This is a genomic window from Curtobacterium sp. PhB142, from assembly GCF_004341255.1.
GTDB lineage: Bacteria > Actinomycetota > Actinomycetes > Actinomycetales > Microbacteriaceae > Curtobacterium.
In genome coordinates this window covers 1-24,403 of sequence record NZ_SLUT01000008.1, presented here as the reverse complement: position 1 = coordinate 24,403, position 24,403 = coordinate 1, and the positions used below count along the sequence as shown (strand labels likewise).

General features: G+C 69.9%; 24 protein-coding genes. 7 read left to right on the top strand and 17 right to left on the bottom strand.

Annotation, left to right across the window (positions count from 1 at the left end; translation table 11 throughout):
• The first annotated feature begins 26 nt into the window (after positions 1-26).
• The gene (locus tag EDF31_RS15565; protein WP_131846795.1) at positions 27-1,937 is read left to right on the top strand and encodes an ABC transporter ATP-binding protein; all 1,911 of its coding nucleotides are present in this window, start codon (positions 27-29) and stop codon (positions 1,935-1,937) included.
• Positions 1,938-2,036: 99 nt separating this feature from the next.
• Positions 2,037-3,326, top strand: coding sequence for a DUF1254 domain-containing protein (locus tag EDF31_RS15560; RefSeq protein WP_131846794.1), 1,290 nt, complete (start codon positions 2,037-2,039; stop codon positions 3,324-3,326).
• A 52-nt stretch (positions 3,327-3,378) separates the two neighbouring features.
• On the opposite strand, the gene EDF31_RS15555 is transcribed toward EDF31_RS15560, so the two are convergent.
• Complete coding sequence (locus tag EDF31_RS15555) at positions 3,379-4,215, bottom strand: helix-turn-helix transcriptional regulator (RefSeq protein WP_123294411.1); 837 nt, start codon at positions 4,213-4,215, stop codon at positions 3,379-3,381.
• A gap of 102 nt (positions 4,216-4,317) precedes the next feature.
• Between EDF31_RS15555 and EDF31_RS15550 the strand changes: the two genes are divergently transcribed.
• Positions 4,318-4,998, top strand: a complete 681-nt coding sequence (locus tag EDF31_RS15550) for an SDR family NAD(P)-dependent oxidoreductase (protein ID WP_131846793.1) — start codon at positions 4,318-4,320, stop codon at positions 4,996-4,998.
• A gap of 16 nt (positions 4,999-5,014) precedes the next feature.
• Here the strand turns inward: EDF31_RS15550 and EDF31_RS15545 are convergent, their stop codons facing one another.
• The gene (locus EDF31_RS15545) at positions 5,015-5,464 is read right to left on the bottom strand and encodes a GNAT family N-acetyltransferase (RefSeq protein ID WP_131846792.1); all 450 of its coding nucleotides are present in this window, start codon (positions 5,462-5,464) and stop codon (positions 5,015-5,017) included.
• Between the two features lie 91 nt (positions 5,465-5,555).
• Here EDF31_RS15545 and EDF31_RS15540 point away from each other — a divergent pair, with 91 nt between their 5' ends.
• Complete coding sequence (locus tag EDF31_RS15540) at positions 5,556-6,587, top strand: alcohol dehydrogenase catalytic domain-containing protein (RefSeq protein ID WP_131846791.1); 1,032 nt, start codon at positions 5,556-5,558, stop codon at positions 6,585-6,587.
• Positions 6,588-6,636: 49 nt separating this feature from the next.
• Here EDF31_RS15540 and EDF31_RS15535 read toward each other — a convergent pair whose 3' ends face one another.
• Together EDF31_RS15535 and EDF31_RS20055 are read right to left on the bottom strand one after the other, a co-directional pair.
• The gene (locus tag EDF31_RS15535) at positions 6,637-7,230 is read right to left on the bottom strand and encodes a dihydrofolate reductase family protein (RefSeq protein WP_131846790.1); all 594 of its coding nucleotides are present in this window, start codon (positions 7,228-7,230) and stop codon (positions 6,637-6,639) included.
• A 152-nt stretch (positions 7,231-7,382) separates the two neighbouring features.
• Positions 7,383-7,538, bottom strand: a complete 156-nt coding sequence (locus EDF31_RS20055) for a hypothetical protein (RefSeq protein ID WP_159571359.1) — start codon at positions 7,536-7,538, stop codon at positions 7,383-7,385.
• 95 nt (positions 7,539-7,633) lie between these two features.
• Here EDF31_RS20055 and EDF31_RS15530 point away from each other — a divergent pair, with 95 nt between their 5' ends.
• Complete coding sequence (locus tag EDF31_RS15530) at positions 7,634-8,533, top strand: shikimate dehydrogenase (protein ID WP_131846789.1); 900 nt, start codon at positions 7,634-7,636, stop codon at positions 8,531-8,533.
• A 93-nt stretch (positions 8,534-8,626) separates the two neighbouring features.
• Here EDF31_RS15530 and EDF31_RS15525 read toward each other — a convergent pair whose 3' ends face one another.
• The 4 genes from EDF31_RS15525 to EDF31_RS15510 all read right to left on the bottom strand — a co-directional run bounded on the left by EDF31_RS15525 (position 8,627) and on the right by EDF31_RS15510 (position 13,421).
• Positions 8,627-8,893 (bottom strand): hypothetical protein, encoded by a 267-nt coding sequence (locus EDF31_RS15525; RefSeq protein ID WP_123294405.1) that lies wholly within the window; start codon positions 8,891-8,893, stop codon positions 8,627-8,629.
• Positions 8,894-9,012: 119 nt separating this feature from the next.
• On the bottom strand, positions 9,013-11,406 hold the full coding sequence (locus EDF31_RS15520; protein WP_131846788.1) for an excinuclease ABC subunit UvrA: 2,394 nt from the start codon (positions 11,404-11,406) through the stop codon (positions 9,013-9,015).
• 787 nt (positions 11,407-12,193) lie between these two features.
• Complete coding sequence (locus EDF31_RS15515; RefSeq protein WP_131846787.1) at positions 12,194-12,649, bottom strand: NUDIX domain-containing protein; 456 nt, start codon at positions 12,647-12,649, stop codon at positions 12,194-12,196.
• 10 nt (positions 12,650-12,659) lie between these two features.
• Positions 12,660-13,421 (bottom strand): SDR family oxidoreductase, encoded by a 762-nt coding sequence (locus tag EDF31_RS15510; RefSeq protein ID WP_131846786.1) that lies wholly within the window; start codon positions 13,419-13,421, stop codon positions 12,660-12,662.
• A 154-nt stretch (positions 13,422-13,575) separates the two neighbouring features.
• Here EDF31_RS15510 and EDF31_RS15505 point away from each other — a divergent pair, with 154 nt between their 5' ends.
• Positions 13,576-14,049, top strand: coding sequence for an NfeD family protein (locus EDF31_RS15505; RefSeq protein WP_235035827.1), 474 nt, complete (start codon positions 13,576-13,578; stop codon positions 14,047-14,049).
• Positions 14,046-15,272 carry an SPFH domain-containing protein gene (locus EDF31_RS15500; protein ID WP_123339650.1) on the top strand — a complete coding sequence of 409 codons (1,227 nt, stop codon included), beginning with the start codon at positions 14,046-14,048 and terminating at the stop codon, positions 15,270-15,272. The genes EDF31_RS15505 and EDF31_RS15500 overlap by 4 nt, the downstream gene beginning before the upstream one ends.
• 73 nt (positions 15,273-15,345) lie before the next feature.
• On the opposite strand, the gene EDF31_RS15495 is transcribed toward EDF31_RS15500, so the two are convergent.
• From EDF31_RS15495 to EDF31_RS15455, 9 genes are all read right to left on the bottom strand, one after another.
• A complete protein-coding gene (locus EDF31_RS15495; protein WP_111084006.1) occupies positions 15,346-15,696 on the bottom strand; it encodes an RNA polymerase-binding protein RbpA in 351 nt (116 codons plus the stop codon).
• A 145-nt stretch (positions 15,697-15,841) separates the two neighbouring features.
• A complete protein-coding gene (gene lnt / locus EDF31_RS15490; protein WP_243650092.1) occupies positions 15,842-17,434 on the bottom strand; it encodes an apolipoprotein N-acyltransferase in 1,593 nt (530 codons plus the stop codon).
• Positions 17,435-17,445: 11 nt separating this feature from the next.
• The gene (locus EDF31_RS15485) at positions 17,446-19,890 is read right to left on the bottom strand and encodes a DEAD/DEAH box helicase (RefSeq protein ID WP_123339651.1); all 2,445 of its coding nucleotides are present in this window, start codon (positions 19,888-19,890) and stop codon (positions 17,446-17,448) included.
• Positions 19,887-20,639, bottom strand: coding sequence for a twin-arginine translocase subunit TatC (gene tatC, locus EDF31_RS15480; protein WP_111084003.1), 753 nt, complete (start codon positions 20,637-20,639; stop codon positions 19,887-19,889). The genes EDF31_RS15485 and tatC overlap by 4 nt, the downstream gene beginning before the upstream one ends.
• A gap of 406 nt (positions 20,640-21,045) precedes the next feature.
• On the bottom strand, positions 21,046-21,654 hold the full coding sequence (locus EDF31_RS15475; RefSeq protein ID WP_131846785.1) for a hypothetical protein: 609 nt from the start codon (positions 21,652-21,654) through the stop codon (positions 21,046-21,048).
• A 16-nt stretch (positions 21,655-21,670) separates the two neighbouring features.
• Complete coding sequence (locus EDF31_RS15470; protein WP_131846784.1) at positions 21,671-22,267, bottom strand: recombinase family protein; 597 nt, start codon at positions 22,265-22,267, stop codon at positions 21,671-21,673.
• A 6-nt stretch (positions 22,268-22,273) separates the two neighbouring features.
• Positions 22,274-23,056 (bottom strand): Fic family protein, encoded by a 783-nt coding sequence (locus tag EDF31_RS15465; protein ID WP_131846783.1) that lies wholly within the window; start codon positions 23,054-23,056, stop codon positions 22,274-22,276.
• A 42-nt stretch (positions 23,057-23,098) separates the two neighbouring features.
• Entirely contained in the window at positions 23,099-23,296 is a 198-nt protein-coding gene (locus EDF31_RS15460) for an antitoxin VbhA family protein (RefSeq protein WP_131846782.1), read from the bottom strand.
• 87 nt (positions 23,297-23,383) lie between these two features.
• Entirely contained in the window at positions 23,384-24,181 is a 798-nt protein-coding gene (locus EDF31_RS15455) for a GNAT family N-acetyltransferase (RefSeq protein ID WP_131846781.1), read from the bottom strand.
• Positions 24,182-24,403 lie beyond the last annotated feature (222 nt).

The following is a 24,403-nucleotide window of genomic DNA, read 5'->3' as shown; positions in this document are numbered from 1 at the left end:
GCGAGGACCGACGTATCCTGACTGCCATGAGCATGGAAGGCGTGGCCTGGAGCTCGCTGTACAAGATCTCCACCGCCAAGGACGGCAAGCACGGCATCTCGCGCGAGTCGGTGCGGCGGATCCTGACGTTCGCGGTGCCCTACCGGGCCAAGCTGGTGGTCTTCATCGTCCTCTCCGTCGTGGGCGCGGTCCTCGCGGTCGCGACACCGGTGCTCGCCGGCCGGGTGGTCGACGTCATCGTCGCCCGGGGCGCGCTCAGCACGATCGTCCGGCTCGCGGTCGTCATCGCCCTGGTCGCCGTGGGCGACGCAGGGGTGTCGCTCGCGACACGCTGGTTCTCGGCACGCATCGGCGAAGGCGTGATCCTGGACCTCCGGACCGCCGTCTTCAACCACGTGCAGAAGATGCCGATCGCGTTCTTCACCCGCACACGCACGGGTGCCCTCGTCAGCCGCCTCAACAACGACGTGATCGGCGCGCAGCAGGCCTTCAGCGGCACGCTGTCCGGCGTGGTCACGAACCTCGTGGCGCTGATCCTCACCCTGACCGTCATGCTCAGCACGTCCTGGCTCGTGACGGTCCTGGCGATCGTCATGCTCCCGATCTTCCTCGTCCCCGCGCGGCGCATGGGCAGCCGCCTCGCCGCACTGCGCCGCGAGGCCGCCGACCACAACGCCGCCATGAGCACGCAGATGACCGAGCGCTTCTCCGCGCCCGGCGCCACCCTCGTGAAGCTGTTCGGCCGGCCCGACGAGGAAGCGGAGGAGTTCCGCGTCCGCGCCGCCCGGGTCCGCGACATCGGGGTGCGGAGTGCCCTGCTGCAGTTCGTCTTCGTGACCGCCCTCACCCTGGTCTCCGCGCTCGCCCTCGCGCTCGTCTACGGGGTCGGCGGTGCCCTCGCACTCGGTGGCCAGCTGAACACGGGCGACGTGGTGACGCTGGCCCTCCTGCTCACCCGCCTGTACGCGCCGCTGACCAGCCTCGCGAACGCCCGGGTCGAGATCATGAGCGCGGTGGTCAGCTTCGAGCGCGTCTTCGAGGTCCTCGACCTCGAACCGCTCATCCAGGAGAAGCCCGACGCCGGCACCGTCGCCGACGGCCCGGTGGCGGTCGAGTTCGACGACGTCCGCTTCGCCTACCCCGCAGCGGACAAGGTCTCCCTCGCCTCGCTCGAGGAGGTCTCCACGCTGGACACCCGCGGCGGTGACGAGGTGTTGCACGGTGTCTCGTTCCGGATCGAGCCGGGGCAGACCGTCGCCCTCGTCGGCACCTCCGGAGCGGGCAAGTCCACGATCGCGCAGCTGCTCTCCCGCCTGTACGACGTCGACAGCGGCGCCGTACGACTCGCCGGGTCGGACGTCCGCGACGTCACGTTCGCCTCCATGCGACACACCATGGGGATGGTGACGCAGGACGGCCACCTGTTCCACGAGACCATCCGCTCCAACCTGCGCCTTGCACGGCCCGAGGCGACCGAGGACGAGGTGTGGGACGCCGTCCGGCGTGCGCGGCTCGAACCGCTCATCCGCTCCCTGCCGGACCAGCTGGACACCATGGTCGGGGAGCGCGGCTACCGGTTGTCCGGCGGCGAGCGCCAGCGGATGACCATCGCCAGGCTCCTGCTCGCCCAGCCGCGCGTCGTCATCCTCGACGAGGCCACCGCCGCGCTCGACTCGACGTCCGAGGCCGCCGTGCAGGCTGCGCTCAGCGAGGCGCTCGAGGGGCGGACGGCGATGGTGATCGCCCACCGACTGTCGACCATCCGCAGCGCGGACCTGATCCTGGTGGTCGAGGACGGCTCGATCGTCGAGCGTGGGACCCACGAGGAACTGCTGGCCGTGGGCGGACGGTACGAGGAGTTGCACCGGACCCAGTTCGCCGTGCAGAAGGACGTCGCGGCGGACGAGGAAGCGCTGAGCCCGAGCTCGTCGCAGTGAGGCACGAGCTCTGATCAGGGGGATGCCGGAAGTCGCATCGCAGCCTGCTCACCCGTTCGGGGTGAAGCCACTGGCGGCGGTTCGCGGTGAGATCGCTGCATGACCGACACAGCAGTGAGCAGCGATGCCGACCGAGCACTCCTGACGAAGGCGTACCTGTACGGCTTCCCGCTGGTGTTCAACCTCGCGCAGGTCGCGCGGTACGTCGAGACCGGTGTCGGTGCGGTTCCTGCGGCACCGTGGAACTCCTTCGGACACGCCCGTACCCTCGCCGGGCCGGACGACACGTTCGTCACCATCAACAACGACACGTTGTACTCGATGGCCCAGATCGACCTCAGCGTCGGACCGGTCCGGTTGCGCGTGCCCGACACGGCCGGGCGGTACTACGTGCTGCAGTTCGTGTCCGCGTGGACGGACAACTTCGCCTACGTCGGCCACCGTGCGACCGGCACCCATGCGGCAGAGTTCCTCCTCGTGCCGCCGACGTGGGACGACTCCGCACCGTCGGGCACGACCGTCATCCACTTCCCGACGACGGTGGCGTCCATCGTCGGCCGCTGGGCGGTGAGCAGCGACGACGACCTGCCCGCCGTGCACGCGCTCCAGGACGCGACGACGCTGACACCGCTGGACGCCGCTGCCCGTCCGATCGGCCTCGCCGAACCGGACCCAGCCGTTCCCGAGGACCTGGTCTTCCTCGAGCAGTTCCGCGTCTGGTCCCAGCAGTTCCCGCCCGCGGCACGCGACCGCGAACTGCAGCGGTCGCTGGCGCCCGCCGGCACCACCGCGCCGACCACCCCGTACCTCGACCTGTCCACCACCGCGCACGAGAGGCTCGCCGCCGGTCTCGACGCCGGACGAGCGGCGCTCGAGCACGCGCTCACCTCGGGCGCGAGCCCGCAGGTGAACGGCTGGAAGCTCACCCTGCACGCCTTCGACTACAACCTCGACTTCTTCGAGGTGGGTGCCGCAGCGGCACTCGGTGGTCTGTGGGGCAACCACGCGTACGAGGCGGCGTACATCATGACGTACGTCGACGACCAGGGTGAGCAGCTCACGGGGTCCCGGACCTACACGCTCCGTCTCGATCCGACCCCTCCCGTCGGCGGGTTCTGGTCACTGACCATGTACTCCATGCCCGACTTCTACCTCGTCGCGAACCCCATCGACCGCTACTCGGTCGGCGACCGGACACCCGGCATCGTCCGCGACCCGGACGGCGCACTCACGATCACGATCAGCCACGAGCGGCCAGCGGACCCGGACGCCAACTGGCTCCCGAGCCCCGCCGGGGACTTCCGCCCGATCCTCCGGATGTACGAACCTGACGACGCCGTCCTGAGCCGAGCGTGGACCGCTCCGGCAGTCGTTCGTTCGGACCACTAGCCAGGGGACCAGCCGCCGTCCGGACGTCAGCGGTCGTGCTCGCCCATCGCGGTCACGGCGCCGTCGTGAACTGCTGGAGGCCGGTGACCCGCAGCAGGTCGAGCTTCGCGGCATCCTCGGTTCCGGGGACCGCGGTGTACACGACGATCCGCAGGTCGCCACCCGGGACCGTCAACACGTCGCAGTCGATCTCGATCGGGCCGACGGGCGTGTGCACCTGCTTGCGGCTCGCCCGGTGCTCGGCGATGCGACCGGTGTCCCAGCGGCGTTCGAACTCGGGTGACTCCCGGCGGAGCCGCGCCACGAGTTCGGCCAGGTCGCGGTCGGCGGGGTAGCGGCCGGATGCCTGCCGGAGGTCCGCTGCGAGGTCGCTCGAGAACTCCTCCTGGTGCTCGTCGTCCCACTCGACGCCGTCGTGTGCGTGCATGAAGTGCCGCCACACCAGGTTGCGCTCGATGCCGACGGCCCGCGAGGGGTCACCGTTCAGCGCAGCCCACAGGTCGTTCCACAGCACGATGTCGTGCGTCGCTGTGAACACCGCGATCGGGACGTCGCCGAGGCGGTCGACGAGCCGCTGCACCCCGGGGGTGATGTGCCGCGGGACGACCTGGAGCGACGGGGGAGCGACGCCCGCGACCCGGCACAGGTGGTCGCGCTCGGCCGCGGTGAGCCGGAGCGCAGTGGCGAGCGCGCCGAGGAGCTGCGGTGAGGGGTTCAGCGCGCGGCCCTGCTCGAGGCGGACGACGTAGTCGACGCTCACCCCGGCGAGCGCTGCGAGCTCCTCGCGTCGGAGACCGGGGGTCCGTCGGCCGGGCCCGGCCGGCAGGCCGACCTCTTCGGGACGGACGCGGTCGCGCCAGGAACGCAACACACTCGCGAACTCGCTCATGTCCACCATCTTCGCCCCGCGCCTCCTGTCCGTCCTGGTACTGCTGGTCCCACCGTCGCACGGTGCCTGGGGGAGTCAGCCGCTCGGGCGGAGAGTGGGGGCATGACAACGACACTCATCACCGGAGCCAACCGCAGCCTGGGGCTCGAGACCGTCCGCCGCCTGGTCGACGCGGGCCACACCGTGTACGCCGGCATGCGCGATCCGTCCACCGGCGACGGAGCACGCGCCCTCGGTGCCCAGGTGGTCCGGCTCGACGTGACCGACCAGGACAGCATCGACGCCGCGATCGCGACCATCCCCGTCCTCGACGTGCTCGTGAACAACGCCGGCATCCTCGGGACGTCGTTCGGCGTCGACGACCTCGACGCCGCCGCGATGGCCACCGTGCTCGACACCAACGTCACCGGCATCGTCCGGGTCACGCAGGCGGCGCTCCCGCTCCTGCGGGCATCCGACCACCCGGTGATCGTGAACGTCGCCTCGGGCGTCGGGTTCGCGCGGTGGTTGACGACCCCGGGCCACGACGAGTACGCGGTGCCGGCGGTGCCCTACGCCGCGTCGAAGGCCGCGGTGATCGCGTTGACCGTGCAGTACGCGAAGAACCTGCCGGGGTTCCGCGTCAACGCCAGCGACCCCGGGTACACCGCCACCGAGTTCAACGGGTTCGGTGGCCACCAGACGATCACCGAGGGCACAGACGCGACCGTCGCGCTCGCCACCGTCGGGCCGGACGGGCCCACGGGAGAGTTCCACAACCGGGACGGCCGCATCGAGTACTGAGGTCACGGCGTCCGGCTCAGTCGTGCACGTCGGCGCCGAACCCCGGCCCGGGGCGCATCATCCAGCCTTCCGGGTCGGGGAGCGCACGGAACCCGAACCGCTCGTACAGTGCCTGCGCATCCGCGGTGAACAGGGCGAACCGCTTCAACCCGAGTGGCTCGATCGCCTCGGTCACGCCCTGCACGAGGGCGACGCCGACACCACGGCCACGAGCGTCCGGATCGACGAAGACGTCGGCCAGCCAGCCGAACGTCACCCCGTCGGTGATCACCCGGGCGTACCCGAGCTGCGCACCCGTCGCCGTGTCGTAGACGCCGAAGTTGCGGGACCCGGCGATGATCGCGTCCTGGGTGGCACGACTGCGACCCCGTGCCCAGTACGACTGCTCGCTGAGCCAGCGGTGCACGCGGTCGACGTCGAGGTCGGCGGGGTCGGCTGAGAAGTGCAGTGGGGTCGGTTCGTCCATGGGACCAGTGAACCGGCGGTCGCCACCGGCGGGCAACGGCCAATCCGTCGCCTGTGGACAACGCGGCACCACCGTCTGGGACGATGGCGGGATGCGCGCAGTCCAGTACGACCAGTTCGGATCCGCCCCGTCGATCGTCGACCTGCCCGATCCGGTGGCACCGGACCACGGTGTCGTCGTCCGGGTCGCAGCCACCGGGGTGTGCCGCAGTGACTGGCACGCCTGGAAGGGGCACGACGACTCCGTCTCGCTGCCGCACGTCCCCGGGCACGAGTTCGCCGGTGTCGTCACGTCCGTCGGGGACGCGGTGACCCGGGTCTCGGTCGGTGACCGTGTGACCGCGCCCTTCGTGTTCGCCTGCGGGACGTGCCCGGAGTGCGTCGACGGCGCCACCCAGGTGTGCACGCACCAGCAGCAACCCGGGTTCACGCTGCCCGGTTCCCTCGCCGAGTCGGTCGTCATCCCGCACGCCGACGTCAACGTGGTCGCGCTCCCGGACGCCGTGGGCTTCGCCGAGGCCGCAGCACTCGGGTGCCGGTTCGGGACGGCGTACCACGCCCTGCACGCCCGAGGTCGGGTCGCAGCAGGGGAGTGGGTGGTCGTGTTCGGCTGCGGCGGCGTCGGCCTGTCGACGATCATCGTCGCGGTCGCGGCGGGCGCACAGGTCGTCGCGGTGGACGTCTCGTCGGCGGCGCTCGAACGTGCGGCGGCACTCGGTGCCGTCACCGTGCCGATGGACGAGGGAGCCGTCGCCGCAGTCCGCGCTCGCACCGACGGCGGCGCGCACGTCTCGATCGACGCGTTCGGCAGCCGAGCGACCTCCGTCGCAGCGGTCGCCTCCCTGCGCCCTCGGGGACGTCACGTGCAGGTCGGCCTGCTGCTCGACGACGAGGCCGACCCGGTGATCCCGATGGGCCGCGTCATCGCTGATGAGCTCGAACTGCTCGGCAGCCACGGGATCTCCGTGGGGGAGTACGCGGCGATGCTCGCCGACGTCGTCACCGGGCGACTGCGTCCGGACGACTCAATCGGTCGGACGATCGGTTTCGACGACCTGCCCGAAGCGATCGTCGCCATGGACCGTCCCGCCACGTCGACCGGGATGACCGTCGCCGTCGTCTGACCTGCCCAGCGCTGTCACGCGAACTTCTCAGCGCTGTCTCCTGAACTGCTCAGCGCTTCGGTCGGTACACCAGTCCGAGCGCGCCGCCGGCGAAGGCCTGAGAACTGATCAGTTCGAGGTCGAGCTCGTCCGTCAGGTCGGCGAACACGCCATCGCCTGACCCGAGCGCGACGGGCAGGACGGCCAGCCGGTACTCGTCGACCAGACCAGCCCGGACCAGGCTGCGACCGAACTCCGTCCCGCCCTGCGCGAGGACGTACCCGCCCGACTCCTGCTTGAGCGCTGTCACCTCGGCTTCGAGCGGTCCGGCTGCGACTCGTGCACCCGTCCAGGTCGCCGCCGCAGGGGAGTCGGAGTCGGGGACTGCCACTGTTCGCGGATCGAAGTCACGTTGCGTGGTGAAGACGACCTTGGGGATCCGGTTCATCGGTTCGGCGATCGGCCCGGGCGCCGTCGGCCAGAAACCTGAGATGATCTCGAAGGTCTTGCGGCCGAAGGCGTGCACGCCCGCACCAGCGACGACGTCGAGCACCCAAGCCATCGAGTCCGGACTCCCGCCGCGGAACATCCAGTCCGACTCAGCTTGGGGAGCGGCCACGAAGCCGTCCAACGACATCGACATCTTCAGGACGAGTTCACGCACGGGGAGCCCCTGTCCGGATCTGAGTTGACATAATATGCATTATCGGCGCACGCTCACAAGCGACACCAAGGGACTTCGTGAGCAGAAAAGGTCGGGTCCCACGCGCGGACTCGACCTTTCCTGCTCACGAAGCACATCGCCGGGCGACCGCGTCAGTCGACAGGCTTCGTCGGGACGTCGTCGGCGTCGATCTCGAGCGCCGCCGGTTCACCGCCCTGTTCTTCCAGGTTCTCCTGGTCGGTGTCCGGCTGCTCCGGTGTCTCGCTCTGGGTGGTCTCTTCTGCTGGGTCTGGCTGGCTGTAGCTCATGCGCCGGACGGTACGCCCACCGCGCTGATGACGTATCGGGACTCCGTGCACGGCGCGCTACTGTCGGATGGCCGGTCGACGCCACGGGAGGAACGATGCCGCACACGCTCGTCGGGCTGATCGGCGCCGGACTGCAGCGGTCGCTGACTCCCCTGATGCACGAGGCGGAAGGCCAGCTGCTCGGACTCGACTACGAGTACCGCCTGCTCGACCTCGACGTGGTGGGCCGGACTGCGGCCGATCTGCCGGAGTTGCTCGCCACCGCCGAGGCCGAGGGGTACCGCGCGGTCAACGTCACGCACCCCTGCAAGCAGGCCGTCGTCCCGTTGCTCGATGCGCTCGACCCACGGGCTGCCCGGATCGGTGCGGTCAACCTCGTGCTGTTCCGCGACGGCCGCCGCATCGGGTACAACACCGACGAGACCGGCTTCCGGATCGCCGTGGAACGCGGTCTCGGCTCGGTCGCCGGGCAGCACGTCGTGCAGTTCGGTGCCGGTGGTGCGGGCTCGGCGATCGCCCACGCGCTCGTCGGACTCGGTGCCCGGCGGCTCGACGTCGTCGATGCGGACGTCGGCCGCGCGGAGGCCCTCGTCGCGACGCTCGAGCCACCCATCGACTCCCCCGTCGACGCCCGTGTCCTGGCGATGACCGATGCCGCCGAGGTGCTCGCGACGGCGGACGGAGCCGTCAACGCGACACCGCTCGGCATGAACGACGACCCGCGACAGGCCTTCGACCCCGTGCTGCTCCCCCGAGGCGCCTGGGTCTCCGACGCCGTCTACTTCCCGCTCGAGACGCCGCTCGTCCGGTCGGCACGTGTGGCCGGATTCCGGGTGGTCGACGGTGGCTGGATGGCCGTCGGGCAGGCGGTCGCGAGCCTCCGACACATCACCGGGCTCGAGCCGGACCTCGACCGTGTGCGCGCTGCCTTCACCGGGTTCCTCGCCGAAGGGCGAACCGCCGGTGACCGGACCGGGCGCGAAGCCGTCGGGTGAGCAGAAGAGGTCAAGTCCGGATGGCGGACTCGACCTCCTCTGCTCACGATGCACGCCCGCGGACGTACCGAGTACGCCCGCGAACGCGCTCCATCACGACTGGGTGAGGATGACCGCCGTCAGGATGTAGCCGACGATGCCGATGACGATCGCGACGGCCGACAGGATGATGCCGGCGAGGACGGTGCCGCGGCTGCCCCCACGCTTGCGCGCCAGGATGCCGAGCACGAGCCCGATGATGCCGGCGATGATGCCGATCAGGGCGATGAAGATGCCGCCGACGACGCCGACGATGCCGAGCACCAGGGAGACGACACCGAAGGTGTTGGACTGAGCAGGCGCGTTGCCGGGGTTGGACATGGGAGCTCCTTCGATCAGGACGCCGATCCAGGCCGGGTAGCCGATCGTGAGCGTCGATCAAACGCTATCCGAATCGCACCGGCAACGTTCAGGTTCCGTGCACGAACCTGTCCCCTGCTTCAGACGCCGACGTACGTCGCCAGGTGCTGGCCGGTCAGTGTCGAGCGAGCGGCGACGAGGTCGGCGGGCGTGCCCTCGAACACGATCCGGCCGCCGTCGTGCCCCGCGCCGGGCCCGAGGTCGATGATCCAGTCGGCGTGCGCCATGACGGCCTGGTGGTGCTCGATCACCACGACGGTCTTGCCCGAGTCCACCAAGCGGTCGAGCAGCCCGAGCAGCTGGGCGACGTCCGCCAGGTGCAGTCCGGTGGTCGGTTCGTCGAGCACGACGATGCCGCCCGGCTCGCCGAGGTGGGTCGCCAGCTTGAGCCGCTGCCGTTCTCCGCCCGACAGCGTCGTGAGCGGCTGCCCGATGGTCAGGTACCCGAGTCCGACGTCGGCCAGGCGCGCCAGGATCGTGTGCGCAGCAGGCAGCGCGGCAGGACCGTCGGCGAAGAACGCCACGGCCTCAGCGACGGACATGCCCAGGACCTGGCTGATGTCCTTGCCGCCGAGCTGGTAGCCGAGCACCGACTGGTCGAACCGTTTACCGTCGCACTCCACGCACGGGGTGGCGATGCCCGCCATCATCCCGAGGTCGGTGTAGACGACACCGGCGCCGTTGCACGCGGGGCACGCACCCTCGGAGTTCGCGCTGAACAGCGCGGGCTTCACACCGTTGGCCTTCGCGAACGCCTTGCGGATGGGTTCGAGCAGCCCGGTGTAGGTCGCCGGGTTGCTGCGTCGGGAGCCGCGGATCCCGCTCTGGTCGATGGCCACGACACCCTCGCGATGCGCGAGTGACCCGTGGATCAGCGTGCTCTTGCCGGAACCGGCGACGCCCGTCACGACGGTGAGCACCCCGGTGGGGACGTCAACGTCGACGTCGTGCAGGTTGTGTGCCGACGCACCGCGGATCGCGATCGCCCCGTCGGACCGGCGGACGGCGGTCTTCACTGAGACGCGGTCGTCCAGGTGCTGACCGGTGATGGTCCCGCTCCCCCGCAGGCCCTGCACCGGGCCCTGGTAGCAGAGCGTCCCGCCGCCGGAGCCGGCGCCCGGGCCGAGGTCGACGACGTGGTCGGCGATCGCGATCACCTCGGGCTTGTGCTCGACCACGAGCACGGTGTTGCCCTTGTCGCGCAGCCGCAACAGCAGGCCGTTCATCCGCTCGATGTCGCGCGGGTGCAACCCGGTGCTCGGCTCGTCGAAGACGTACGTGACGTCGCTGAGGGACGACCCGAGGTGCTTCACCATCTTGACCCGCTGCCCCTCTCCCCCGGACAGCGTGCCGGTCGGGCGGTCGAGCGAGAGGTAGCCGAGACCGATCTCGACGAACGACTCGAGCAGGTCGCGGAGGCCGTCGAGCAGCGGCGCGACGCCGGGGTCGTCGATGGCTCGCAGCCACGGCACGACGTCGGTGATCTGCATCGAGCAGACGTCGGCGATGCTCTTCCCGCCGATCTTCGACGAGCGGGCGATGTCGTTCAGCCGGGTACCACCGCACGCCGGGCACGTCGTGAAGGTCACCGCACGGTCGACGAAGGCGCGGATGTGCGGCTGCATCGCCTCGCGGTCCTTCTGCAGCATCGAGCGGCGCACCCGGGGAACGAGCCCTTCGTACGTCATGTTGATGCCGGCGATCTTCTGCTTCGTGGGCTCGCGGTACAGGAAGTCGGCGCGCTCCTGCTCGGTGAAGTCGCGGATCGGGGTGTCCTTGTCGAAGTACCCGGACTCCGCGTACATCCGGACGTTCCACCCGTCGGTGCCGTAGCCGGGGATCGTGATCGCCCCGTCGCCGAGCGCCTTCGAGTCGTCGAACAGCTGCGTCAGGTCGATGTCGTTGACGAGTCCGCGCCCCTCGCAGTCGGCGCACATGCCACCGAGCCGGGTGAACGAGACCTTCTCGGCCTTGGCGTCCTTGCCCTTCTGCACGGTGATCGCTCCCCCGGCGGTGACCGTCGCCAGGTTGAACGAGAACGCGTTCGGACCACCCACGTGCGGGTCGCCCAGACGGCTGAAGAGCACGCGCAGCATCGCGTTCGCATCGGTGGCGGTGCCGACGGTCGACCGCGGGTCGGCGCCGATACGCTCCTGGTCGACGACGATCGCGGTTGTCAAGCCGTCGAGCAGGTCGACGTCGGGTCGCGCGAGCGACGGCATGAAGCCCTGCACGAAGGCGCTGTACGTCTCGTTGATCATCCGCTGCGACTCGGCGGCGACCGTGCCGAACACGAGGGAGCTCTTGCCGGACCCGGACACACCGGTGAACACCGTGAGTCGACGCTTCGGCAGGTCGACGTCGATCCCCTGCAGGTTGTTGGCGCGGGCACCGCGCACGCGGATCCGGTCGTGGCCGTCAGCGGCGTGCACGCTCCGGCTCGGAACGGCGTCGTCACCGGAACTGGTATGCATGTCGATCAGCGTACCGACGGGTACCGACACCGACACCGACAAGACAACCCGGCACCGTGCGTTGGACGCAACCCACCACCGGACAGGAGGCACGGGTCACGCCCGCACCGTGCCTCCCGTCAGCACCGTGCGCACCTTCTCACCCCGTGCGCGCTTCCGCGCACCGTGCAGCGCCACTAGCGCGCACCACGCCACCAACCCCGCACCGACCGACGGACCCGACACCGTGCGGTGGACGCACCCCAACACCAGACAGGAGGCCCGGGTCAGGCCCGCACCGCGCCTCCCGTCAGCACCGTGCGCTCTTTCTCATTCCGTGCGCGGTTCCGCGCACCGTGCAGCGCCACAAGCGCGCACCACGCCACCAACCCCGCACCGACCGACGGACCCGGCACCGTGCGGTGGACGCACCCCACCACCGGACGGGAGGCACGGGTCGCGCCCGCACCGTGCCTCCCCGTCAGCACCGTGCGCACCTTCTCACCCCGTGCGCGGTTCCACGCACCGTGCAGCGCCACTAGCGCGCACCACGCCACCAACCCCGCACCGGCCGACGGACCCGGCACCGTGCGGTGGACGTACCCCACCACCGGACAGGAGGCCCGGGTCAGGCCCGCACCGCGCCTCCCGTCAGCACCGTGCGCTCTTTCTCATTCCGTGCGCGGTTCCGCGCACCGTGCAGCGCCACAAGCGCGCACCACGCCACCAACCCCGCACCGACCGACGGACCCGGCACCGTGCAAACGACGGCCGGGTCAGACGACGGCCAGGTCAGACGACGGCCGGGTCAGGCGACGGCGAACCGGCGCACCAGCCCCGGCAGTTCCGCAGGTTCGAACGGTTCATCGGTGGCTTCGAGCTCGTCGGCGGTCCACCAGCGCGACGCGAGGATGTCGACCCGCTCGTCGTCCGTCCACTCGGCGTCCGACAACTCGAAGCCCGGGGTGCGCACGACGTAGAACTCGCTGTGGCCGCGGTCGTGGTCGGCGAGGTCCCACTCGACGGTGAAGTCCCATGACCACACCGGCTCGCCCGGGTCGTCGATGACGATGCCGGTCTCCTCGCGCAGCTCGCGGATCGCCGCGTCGCGGTGGTCCTCGCCGGGGTCGACCCCGCCACCCGGCGTGATCCACCGGTGTGCACCGTCCGACGACGGCGAGTTCGTGTCCATCAGGAACACGCGACCCTCGGGGTCGAGCAGGATGATGCGGGAGGTTCGGCGCAGGCCGGGCTTGGCAGTCACCCGCCCGACGCTAGCCGACGAAGCCGCTGACGTCGCCGACGAGCTTGGTGTGGTCGGCGGGGATCGGCTCGATCGCAGCGAGGGCGATCTCGGCGGCGAACTCCGACACGCTGTAGAGCTTGCCGACCTCCTGCCGGCGGCCCTCGATCGCGCCGGGGTTCAGGCGGTTCAGCAGGGTCGCGGTGATCGTGCCCTCGATCATGTCGCCGGAGACGACGACGAACTCGATGCCGGCGGCCTCGAGCTGCGGGATGAGCTCACGCAGGGCGAGTTCGCCGGCGCGCTTGCTCTTGGCGACGGGGACGTACTCGTCCATCGTCTCGGCGGTCTCGACGAAGTGGGCCTGGTGGCTCGTGACGAACACGACGCGCGACCCGGCGGGCATGTGCGGCAGGGCGGTCTGGAGCATGTCGACCTGCGCGTCGCGGTTCAGGCGGAGCGCGTAGTCCTCGCCGAGGCCGGACTCCATGCCGCCCGAGGCGTTCAGGACGAGCAGGTCGATGCCGCCCCACTCCTGCACGACGGTGTCGACGAGCGCCTGCACCGACTCGTGCTCGGTCAGGTCGGCGCCGATCGCCAGGGCGGAGCCACCGGCCGCGACGACCTTCTCGGCGATCTGCTCGGCGCGCTTGGCCTTGTTGCGGTAGTTCACGACGACCTTGGCGCCGGCCTCGGCCAGGTACCCGACGGTGTCGGCGCCGATGCCGCGCGACGAGCCGGTGACGACGGCGCGCGTGTCGGTGAGGGATCCGGGGGCGAGGGGGTTGCTCACAGTCGTGTTCTCCAGGTCGTGTTCCGGCCGGTCGGCCGCACCGAGCCTACCAATCGCCTGCACGGCCGACCGACCCTCCTGATATGTTGAACGGAGTTGTACCGGCCGTCGCGACGCTGCGAGCCACGGCGCGCGACCGAGGGAGGGAGATCGCGTGAACGGAATCGATTGGATCCAGACCATCGTCTGGATCGGACTCGTGTTGCTGCTGGGAGTGGTCGAGATCTTCACCCTCGACTTCATCTTCATCATGCTCGCGGCCGGAGCCGCCGGTGGGTTGATCGCCGCCCTGCTCGGCGCCCCGTGGTGGCTGTCCGCCATCATCTCCGCCGTGCTCGCGCTCGTACTGCTGTCGCTCGTGCGACCGCGTCTTCTGCTCATGCTCGGCCGAGGCGCCGACCCGCACCGCACGAACATCGAGGGGCTCATCGGGCTCCCCGGTACCGTCGCCGTCGCGTTCACATCATCTGCTCCCGGTCAGGTCCGCCTGGCCAACGGCGAGACCTGGAGCGCACGGTTCGCCGTGGGCGCCATCGACCGCACACCGCCACTCGGCACCCCCGTGGTCGTCGAGTCGATCGAGGGGTCGACCGCGGTCGTGCGCCTCGCAGAAAGGGCCACCTCGTGACCATCACACCCGGGACGATCGCACTGCTCGTCCTGATCCTCGTCGTCGTCATCTTCGTGATCGTCGTCCTGGCCAAGGCGATCCGCATCGTCCCGCAGGCCACCGCGGGCATCGTGGAACGCCTCGGCAAGTACCACAAGACGCTCTCGCCGGGCCTGAACCTGCTCGTGCCGTTCATCGACCGCCTGCGGCCCCTGCTCGACATGCGTGAGCAGGTCGTGTCGTTCCCGCCGCAGCCGGTGATCACCGAGGACAACCTCGTGGTCTCCATCGACACCGTCGTGTACTTCCAGGTCACCGACGCCCGTGCGGCGACGTACGAGATCGCGAACTACCTCGGCGCCGTCGAGCAGCTCACCACCACCACGCTCCGCAACGTCGTCGGTGGCCTCAACCTCGAAGAGGCCCTGACCAGCCGCGACAACATCAACGGTCAGCTCCGCGTCGTGCTCGACGAGGCGACCGGCAAGTGGGGCATCCGCGTCGGCCGTGTCGAGCTCAAGGCGATCGAGCCGCCCGTGTCCATCCAGGACGCCATGGAGCAGCAGCTGCGTGCCGAGCGGAGCCGTCGTGCCGCGATCCTGCAGGCCGAGGGCACCAAGCAGTCCCAGATCCTCGAGGCCGAGGGGCAGCGGCAGGCCGCCATCCTCGCGGCCGAGGGTGACGCCAAGGCCCAGGTACTCCGCGCCGAGGGTGAAGCCTCGGCCATCGCCACGGTCTTCGAGGCCATCCACACCGGTGACCCCGACGACAAGCTGCTCTCGTACCAGTACCTGCAGATGCTCCCGAAGATCGCCGAGGGCACCGCGAACAAGCTCTGGATGATCCCGAGCGAGTTCACCGAGGCGCTGTCCGGCATCGCGAAGGGCTTCTCCGGCGGACGCAGTGGCAGCGGCCCGGTCGCTGGCGCCGGCTCGGGCGGGGACTTCCTCTCCCGCATCTCCAAGCTCGCGAACGAGAGCCTGGCGAACACCGCCGCTGCCGGGTCCGCCGGCACGACCATGCCGCGTGCGGACGCCACCGCCGCGGACATCGTCCCCGAGTCCGACCTCGACGCACGACTGGCCGAGTCGAACCGGAGCGTCGACGCGCACCTCGCAGCCGCCGACGACGCGACCGCCGAGAAGGTCGACGACGCACCGGCCCCGCAGGCCGACGCCGCGCAGCACCCGAACGACGAAGCGTCGGGGCACCGCACCAGCGACGGCTCCGGCCGACGCTGACCCGCACCACCACGAACGACGATGCCCGCCCCGGGGAACCGGGGCGGGCATCGTCGTTCGTCAGGTGGTGGTGTCAGGCACCGCGTCGTGCACGGAGGACCTGCAGGCGCTCTTCGAGGAGCTCCTCGAGTTCCTCGCGCGAGCGACGCTCGAGCAGCATGTCCCAGTGGGTACGGGGCGCCTTGACGTCCTCTGCTGCGACCTCGACGGGGATGCCGTCGTCACCGAGCAGGCGGCCTTCGCGGCCGGAGCGTGGCTCCGACCAGGTCTGGGGCACGTCTGCGTCAGCGGAGAAGACGATGTCGAAGGTCTCCCCCGAATCCGTCTGGTAGACCGCGCGCTTGCGGTCCGAGAGCTCGACGCCCTCTTCGCTCTGGAGACTCTGACTCCCGAGCCGCATGCCGCGGAGACTCCGATCAGCCATGTGTGTGCTCCTCTCGCTCGTCTGCCCTCCACAACACTGTCCCACGCCCTGTCGTTCCCGACTGGGCGCATTCACAGTCCGTTCCCAGTGCGTGGCCCCGATGCACAGGATCGCGGCCTCGGACGCACGGGGACGCGGCGGCGGATCAGGAGCGCTTGCGGCGTCCCCACGGTGCACAGGCGAGCAGCACGAGGAGCCCGCCGAGCGACAGGAACAACGCGATCGACCCCGAAGCGATCGACGCCGGGGTCGTCGAGGTGCCGAGTGGCACGTCGGTCACCATCGAGGTCGCGGTGTACTCGGGGACCCGGTCGATGGTGCGTCCGGACGGGTCGATGACCTGCGAGGCGCCGACGGTCGAGATGTTGACGAGGGACCGACCGGTCTCGATCGCCCGCATCCGTGCGATCTCGAGCTGCTGCAGGTTCTCGTCGGTGCCGGAGAAGTCCGCGTTGTTCGTCTGCGCGAGGATCACCTGCGCTCCCCCGCGCACCATGTCGCGGGTCAGCCCGTCGTCGACGATGTCGAAGCAGATCGCGATGCCCGCCTCGATCCCCGCCACCGGCAGGACGTTCGGCTTCGTCCCCGGCGTGTAGTCGCGCTGCAGCAGGCCGATCAGGGACGGCGCGAGCTTCGAGAAGAACCACCGGTCCGGCACGTACTCGCCGAAGGGCACCGGGCGCTTCTTGTCGTAGGACGACTGCCACCCGTCGGCGGTCCACACGAACGACGTGTTGTGCAGCACCCCGGACGGCGTCTGCGTGATCGCTCCGGCGACCAGCGGCGCACCGACCGAGTCGACGACGGCGTCGAGCGACGATGCGATCACGGGCTGCTGGCGCGGGTCGAACTCGGCGGAGGCCTCGGGCCAGACGACGAGGTCGACACCCTTCGCCTCGACGTCGGTCGCCGCGACCTGCGCCGCCAGGACCTCGCCCGGCGCAGCCCGGTCGAAGTACCCGGCCGGCCCGTTGCCCTGCACCGACTCGATCCGGATGGTGCCGGAGGTCGCGGTCGGCCAGGCCGGCACCGCCAGCACGGCGGCGACGAGCAACCCGGCGGTCGCGACCCGCACCGGCAGTCGCAGGGTCACGCCCGGCGCCCGCGGGGACACGAGGGCGAGTGACACGACCACCGCGACGCAGTAGACGACCACGAACGTCACCCCGAGGACGCCGACGTACGCCGCGAGGTGGGTGAACGGCCCCTGCGACTGCGACAGGCCGACGCGCCCCCAGGCGAAACCGCCGTACGGCCAGCTCCCCGAGAACCACTCGCGTCCGGTCCACAGTGCGGCGACCACGGCCGGGAGGCCCCACACGCGTCCGGCGGTCGAGGGCACCACGCGCGCCACCCAGCGGTACGCGAGGGCGATCGCGACGCTGCCGAGCGCGAAGAACGCCGCCTCCAACAACGCCAGTGCGAACCACGGGACGGGCCCCAGGTAGCGGCCGGCCCACGAGATGGCCGGGATCCAGAACGCGGCACCGGCCAGGTAGCCGAGCCACGCGGCCCTGCGGGCGCGCTGGCCCATCGCCGCGAGGAGCATGCACGCGAGCGCCGGGAAGGCCAGGAACCACCAGCCGGGTGACGGGAACGCGAGCGCGAAGAGCAGCCCGCCGATGACGGCCAGGGGCAGCGCGCTGCCCAGCGGGAGCGCCGCGAACGGGCCGTCCGCGACCGCACCGCGGCCCACGCGCGCGGGCACCCCGCGCACACCGGTCTCCGGAACCCGCACCGTGCCTCCTGTCAGACCGCGGCGTAGGCGACGATGCCGCGGCGCACCGCGTCGGTCGCACGTCGGGCGGTCTGGGCGAGGTCGTCGTCACCGGCGTTCCGGATCTGGTCGAGCAGGTCGATGACCTGCTTCGACCAGCGGACGAAGTCGCCGGCGGGCAGGTCGAGGGTGCGGAGGACGTCGTCGAGGGCCGAGCCGGAGGCCCAGCGGAACATGCCGACCGCCATCGCCGGGGTGGGCGGCACCGAACCGGCCAGACGAGCGTCGCGCTCGATGTCGTCTAGGCGCGACCAGATCGTCAGGGTCTCGTCGAGCGCCGGACGGAACGCGCCGCGCGGCAACGCGTGCTCGGTGCCGGGGGCGTCGTCGCGGCGGGGCTGGTAGATGATCGTGGCGGCCATCGCGGCCAGCTGCGCCGGCGTGAGGTCCTTCCAGACGCCCGCCTCGAGGCACTCGGCGACGAGCAGGTCGCGGTCACCGTAGATGCGCTGCAGTCGGCGGCCGCCAGCGGCCACGGTGGCCTCGCCGTTGCCGGCGTCGACGAGGTACCCGAGCTGCAGGAGCACGTCGGTGACCCGGTCGAACGTGGTGGCCACGGCACCGGTGCGGGACCGGATCTGCTGGAGCAGCTTGTCGTTGACGCGCTTGAGCTTCCACCAGCGCTCCGCCCAGCGGGCGTGCGCCTCGCGGTCGGGGCAGGCGTGGCAGGGGTGCCGCTGCATCTGGCGACGGACCGCCGTGATCGCGGCCTGCCGTTCCTGCCGTGCGCCGTGCGAGGCCTCGCGCCCACCGGGCACGTTCGTGCGCTCGAGGTCGGAGAGCTCGCGGCGGAGCGTCGAGTACTCGGTGAAGTCGCCGAGGTGGCACTGCATGGCCTCGCGGTAGCCCTCGAGAGACTCCTGCTGCGAGCGGACCTTGCGGGCCAGGTCGACCACGGACCGGTCGGCCTGGAACTGCGCGAACGAGGTCTCGAGGACCTCGCGCGTGCGCTGCCGCCCGAACTGGTCGATCAGGTTGACGGCCATGTTGTACGTCGGCTTGAACGACGAGTTCAGCGGGTAGGTGCGTCGACTGGCGAGCGAGGCGACGGCCTGGGGGTCGAGGCCGTCGGTCCACTGGATGACCGAGTGCCCCTCGACGTCGATGCCACGGCGTCCGGCACGCCCGGTGAGCTGGGTGTACTCCCCCGGGGTGATCGGGACACGGGCCTCGCCGTTGAACTTCTCGAGCTTCTCGAGCACCACCGTGCGTGCGGGCATGTTCACACCGAGTGCGAGGGTCTCGGTGGCGAACACCACCTTGAGCAGCTTGCGCTGGAAGAGGTTCTCGACCACCTCCTTGAACGCGGGGAGCATGCCGGCGTGGTGCGCGGCGACACCGCGCTCCAGGCCCTCGAGGAACTCCCAGTAGCCCAGGACGGCGAGGTCCTCGTCCGGCAGGGTGCGGCAGTGGTACTCCGCGGTCTCGCGGATCTCGTTGCGCTCCGGGACCGTGGTGAGCGACAGGCCGGAGCGCAGGACGTTCCGGACGCCCTGGTCGCACCCGGCGCGGCTGAACACGAAGAAGATCGCGGGCAGCAGCATCCGCTCGTCGAGCATGTGCGCGATGCGTTCGCGGTGCAGTTTCTCGGTGCGCGGCCCACGGCGGTCGTGGTATCCCCCACGCCCTCGTCCGCCACGGTGGCCGCCGCCGTGCCGTTCGCTGCGCGAGGCACCGCCGACCATGCGGAGCAGTTCCGGGTTGACGCGGTTCGTCGCCGCCGCACCGCTGGAGTCGAACAGGTCGACCATCTTCGAACCGACCAGGACATGCTGCTCGAGCGGGACCGGGCGGTCTTCCGACACGATGACGTCGGTGTCCCCGCGGACGGCCTGCAGCCAGTCGCCGAACTCCTCCGCGTTGGAGACCGTGGCGCTGAGGGACACCAGCCGGACCTCGGTCGGCAGGTGCAGGATCACTTCTTCCCACACCGCACCGCGGAACCGGTCGGCCAGGTAGTGGACCTCGTCGAGGACGACCCAGGCCAGGTCGTCGAGCAGGTCGGAGTCGGCGTAGATCATGTTCCGCAGGACCTCGGTCGTCATCACGACGACCCGCGCCCGCGGGTTCACGTTCGTGTCCCCGGTGAGCAGGCCCACCTCGGACTCGCCGTAGACCTCGACCAGCTCGGCGTACTTCTGGTTGCTCAGGGCCTTCATCGGCGTCGTGTAGAACACCTTCGCCGTCGGCTGCCGCATCGCCAGCCAGATCGCGAACTCGGCCACGATCGTCTTGCCGGCACCGGTCGGCGCGGCCACGAGGACGCTGCGGCCCTGGTCGAGCGCGTCGCACGCGGCGAACTGGAACGGGTCGAGGTCGAAGCGCAGGTCGGCACGGAACAGCTCCAGGTTGCGGGAGCGGTTCCGGACCTTGGCGGCGGCGAAGCGCTCGGCCGCGCTGAGGTCCGCGCCCGTCACAGGCCGTACTCTTCGTCGAGCTTGGCCTGCTTCTTCGCCACCCTGCGGTCGTGGAACCAGGCCACGACGCACGCGGCGATGTAGAGCACCACCATCGGGACGGCCAGCAGGAACATCGAGATGACGTCGGCGCTCGGCGTGACGATCGCGCAGAAGACCAGGATGCACAGGATCGCGATGCGCCAGGACTTGATGATCGCCGCCGCCGACAGGACGCCGACGAAGTTCAGCAGCACGATGAAGACCGGCAGCACGAACGCGATCCCGACCGCGACGATGAGCTTGATGACGAAGTCGTAGTACGCCTTCGCGTCGACGATCGAGGTGTCCTGGCTCGACACGAAGCTGCCGAGGATGCCGACCACGTGGGGCAGGATGTACCACCCGAAGTAGCACCCGGCGAAGAACAGCGGGATCGCGGTGCCGAGGAAGCCCCACACGTACTGCTTCTCGCGCCGCACCAGGGCGGGCACGATGAACGCCCAGATCTGGTAGAGCCACACCGGGCTGGCGATGACGATGCCGATCGTGATCGCTATCTGCAGCTTGAGGTCGAACGCGCCCGTGATCATCGGGAAGTTCAGCTCGGCCGTGTGTCCGCCGACCTTGGCGAGCTCGGCCACCGGTGCCCGGAGCGAGTCCAGCACGAACGGGGTCAGGAACCATCCACCGACCGCGGCGATGACCACGGCGATCACTGCGCGGAACAGGCGGTTGCGCAGCTCGATGAGGTGCTGCCCGAGCGACATGCGGCCTTCGGCGTCGTTGTCACGGCGCCCTTGCCGCCTCGCTCGCCCGCGCGCGGTCGTCGAAGCCATGGGTCGATCCTACGGGGTGGGGACCGACAGTTCAGCGCGCTCCGTGCGAACGCACATGCAGGAGTGGTCGGCCTGGACGGGCTTCCGTCCGGACAAGGTGGCTGCGCTCCCCGCCGAGCCGCGCGCGGCGGTGGCGCGATGAGGGCGGAGCCGATGCCCGCGACGGTGCGTCCAGCGCTCACGCCGGCTGAAGCGGCGAGGGTGCTGCGCATGTCCGTGCGTGACCTCGCGGCGCTGCGTCGGACCGGGCAGGGTCCGGAGTGCCTGGTGATCAGTCCGAGGAACGTCCGCTACCTCGCCGGTGACTTGACCGAGTGGCGGCAGCGCCGCGCGGAGGTCAAGACAGCAGCGTGCGCAGCCTCGTGACATGTTTGCCGGCGAACGGCCTCAGACGTTCGTACCGGCCGCTCAGGATGTAGCCGAGGATCTGCGCCGTGGTGAGACCGTGCGAGCGGAGCAGGCTGGCGGCGACGCGAGCGCGCGTGTGCGAGCGGTCGTCGGTCCAGCCCTTGTAGCCGGAGTCGACCAACTCGTCCAACGCATCCTGCGTCGCGTCGTCGACGTCGAGACTGAGCACGTCGCCGGTGCTCATGTCGCGTGCACCGACGAACTGCGCCCACCCGCGCAGCGGGTCGCTGGGGTCCTCCGCCACGATCGCGAAGCCGTTCGCCGGAAGGCGGACGTCTGCGAGCAGGTCATAGCTCGGCCGGATGATCGCCACGACGTCGGCGCCGTCGACGGGCGTCCGGGTGCGTAGGGTCCGGTGCGGCCACGCCGCGAGCTCATCGGGGACGACGGTCAACTGGTCGACGACGACCAACCCTCGAGCGTGCGTCTCGTCGCGCAGTTCCAGCGCGAGCTCCGCCGCGCACATGACGCTCTCCGCTCCCCACGGCACGAACAGCACCCGCGATTCAAGTTGCCCCGCAAGCTCATCAGTCCCCATCGGCGTGCCCCATCCCCTAGGAGACCTGCGCCACCAGCGTCAGGTCCTCGACGTCGTGTGCGTCGTCGTCGTCGGCCAGCGCGCGGCGCACGGACGACATGCCGACGCCGAGTGTCGTCGCGATCGTCTGCCACGTCTCCTTGTCGGCCCGCATCCGTCGCGCGATCGCGATGCGCTCCGGCGTCATGACCGTGGGTCGGCCGCCGCGACGACCCCGATCCCGCGCGGCCGCGAGGCCGGCGCGGGTGCGGTCCGAGATGATGCGCCCGTTCATCTGCGCGAACGCGGCGCAGATGTGGAAGAACAGTTCGCCGCCGGCGGTCGTGGTGTCGAACGGTTCCGTGAGCGATCGGAACTGGATCTCCCGCTCCTGGAGCTCGGTCACGATGTTCACGACGTCGGTCATCGACCGGCCCAGCCGGTCCGTCGAGTAGACCAACAGCACGTCGTCCGCGCGCAGGTGCTCGAGGCAGCGGCGCAGCCCGGGACGGGCGGTGTTCTTCCCCGTCGACTTGTCGGAGAAGATCGTCTCCGCGCCAGCGGCGCGCAGCGCGTCCTCCTGCGATCCGAGGTTTTGATCCAGAGTGCTCACCCTGGTGTACCCGACGATCACGCCGTCCTACCTTCCGAGGTTCGTGGTGTTGCCGCGGCTGGTTCCCAGCCCGGTGCTGCGTGCCGACGTCGCCCGCTCGACGCCCGGCGGCAGCGGTCGCGTTGCCTCAGTCGCGGGACGGCCGTTCTGCCGGGCGAGCATGTCGACGATGCGTTGCTGGTCAGCCGTGAGCGTGGGGATCTGTCGGCCCTGCTCCCCCGACGTCATGAGCCGTTCGTGCAGGTAGTCCGCCAGGCCGCGCTCCTGGCCCGCGACGGCGTTCAGCCGGTGAGCGCGGAGCTCGTCGACGTTCACGCGCTGCCAGTCGATCGGGTGGCCCGCTCGCTCAGCGAGCGTGCTCACGTAGAAGCTCTGCGTGCGGGTGTTGCCATCCCGGTACGGGTGGATAGCCGAGAGCTCGCCCCACCGGTCCGCGAGCCGGTCAGCGAACGCCCTCGGGTCCAGCCCCGTCAGGTAGTCCTCCCGGTCGAGCTTCCGGAACAGGCCGGCCATATTCTCGTCGATGTACTCCGGTCGGCAGTACGGGATGCCCGTGCCGGTGGCCTGCACGTCGACGTCGCGGGTACGGCCAGCGATGTTCGGCGCGATGCGCTCGAACATGCGCTCGTGGATGCTCCGGAGGTAGTCGGCATCCGGGCGATCCGGGATCGGCTCGTTCGACAACTCCGCCATCGCGGCGGAGGCGTAGTCGTTCATCGCCTGGTCAAGCCGGTCCTGATCCCGGATGCCCTTGGAATTGATCAGCACACCCCCGCTGCCCGGGTAGGTGTACTTGTCGTCGTCACTCACGGTGATGGAGATGCGGCGAAACGGCGCAGCTGCTCGGGGCGGTCAGCCCTGGGCGTACTTCGCGTCGAGCTCGTCGTACGCCTGCTCGGCGGTGAGCTCACCCTCGAGGATGCGACGGGCCCGCCCCAGCGCCTCGGCATCCGGGAAGTGCCCCGCGAGCTGCTGGCTCTTCTCGATCATCGCCATGGTCTGATCGACGTCGACCTGACGGCCCGTGCGGTGCTCGGTCTTGGTGGCCATGATCACTCCCCTACTCGGCCTTCATTCTACCAAATTGCCCGAAAACGTTCCACCTTAGTTTTGAGCAGTAATGGCGTATCGCCAGCCCTATCGCCTAGCCCGCTTCAGATCCATGAGGGCTTGATCCCCCGCAAGCTCACGGACGAACGGCTCCACCTGCTGAGAGACGTCGGGGGGTAGCCCGACGAACGTTTCGGGTCGCTGGATGCATAGTGACGCGAGCAACCGGTAGGCCCGCAGAGGACTTGGCACTTGCCCGCCGGGGAACGCAAACAGTGTGTTGATCTTCCGATCGTTGAGAACCTTGTACGCCATGCAGGGGTACTCGGTGTCACCGTCGGCGTCGTCATGACGTAGCAGTGAGAGCTTGCGTCGGGGCCCGGCGTTCATCCCCTTCGCGGACATGTCAGTCCAGAGCTGCATTGACGGCTCTTCGATCCACGCGATTCCCGCCTCCGGGGCCGTGACGGTCCAGCCAGCGTCCTCGTACAGCGCCCGCAGCGAAGCAGGGATGTGGGCGAAGAGAAGGGCTGCCCCCGAACGCTTCGCGCGCGAGGACAGATCGTCGAGCAGCCGCGATCCGACGCCTCGCTTCCGGTACTCCGGCAGGACCGCTACATGCGTAAGAACACGTGACAGCGACGCCCGGTCTATCCCAAGTTGATCGTTGCGTGGAGCGATCATTCCGAAACCAACGGCAGCGCCGTCGTAGTCAGCGATGACTAGATCTACCCCGACCTGTTGCAGCTGCGGAAGGGCGTCCTCGAACTGGCGGGCGTCCTCGGGTAGCCATCCGCGGTCCCCCTCCGAAGGAAACAAGCGCTCGAGCTTGCTGACGAGAGTCAGGTCATCGACCGTCATGGGGCGGACCGCGATAGACGTCATCCCGAGAGCATGCCACTGCCGCCGTCGCCCCGCCTTGGCCACATCGTCCAAAAACGTCCAGCAGGAGTTCTGAGCAGCCCGGGGTTTCGGCAATGGGTTTTGGACAGCTGATCGGTCGGCGTGTGTAAGCAGCTTCGCTCGGTGTCGTCCTTCTCGCTTCGCTCCGTGTCGTCAGCTGGCGGGCGGGTTCGCTCCGCCGCGCTGGATTGCCCGGTAGACGGT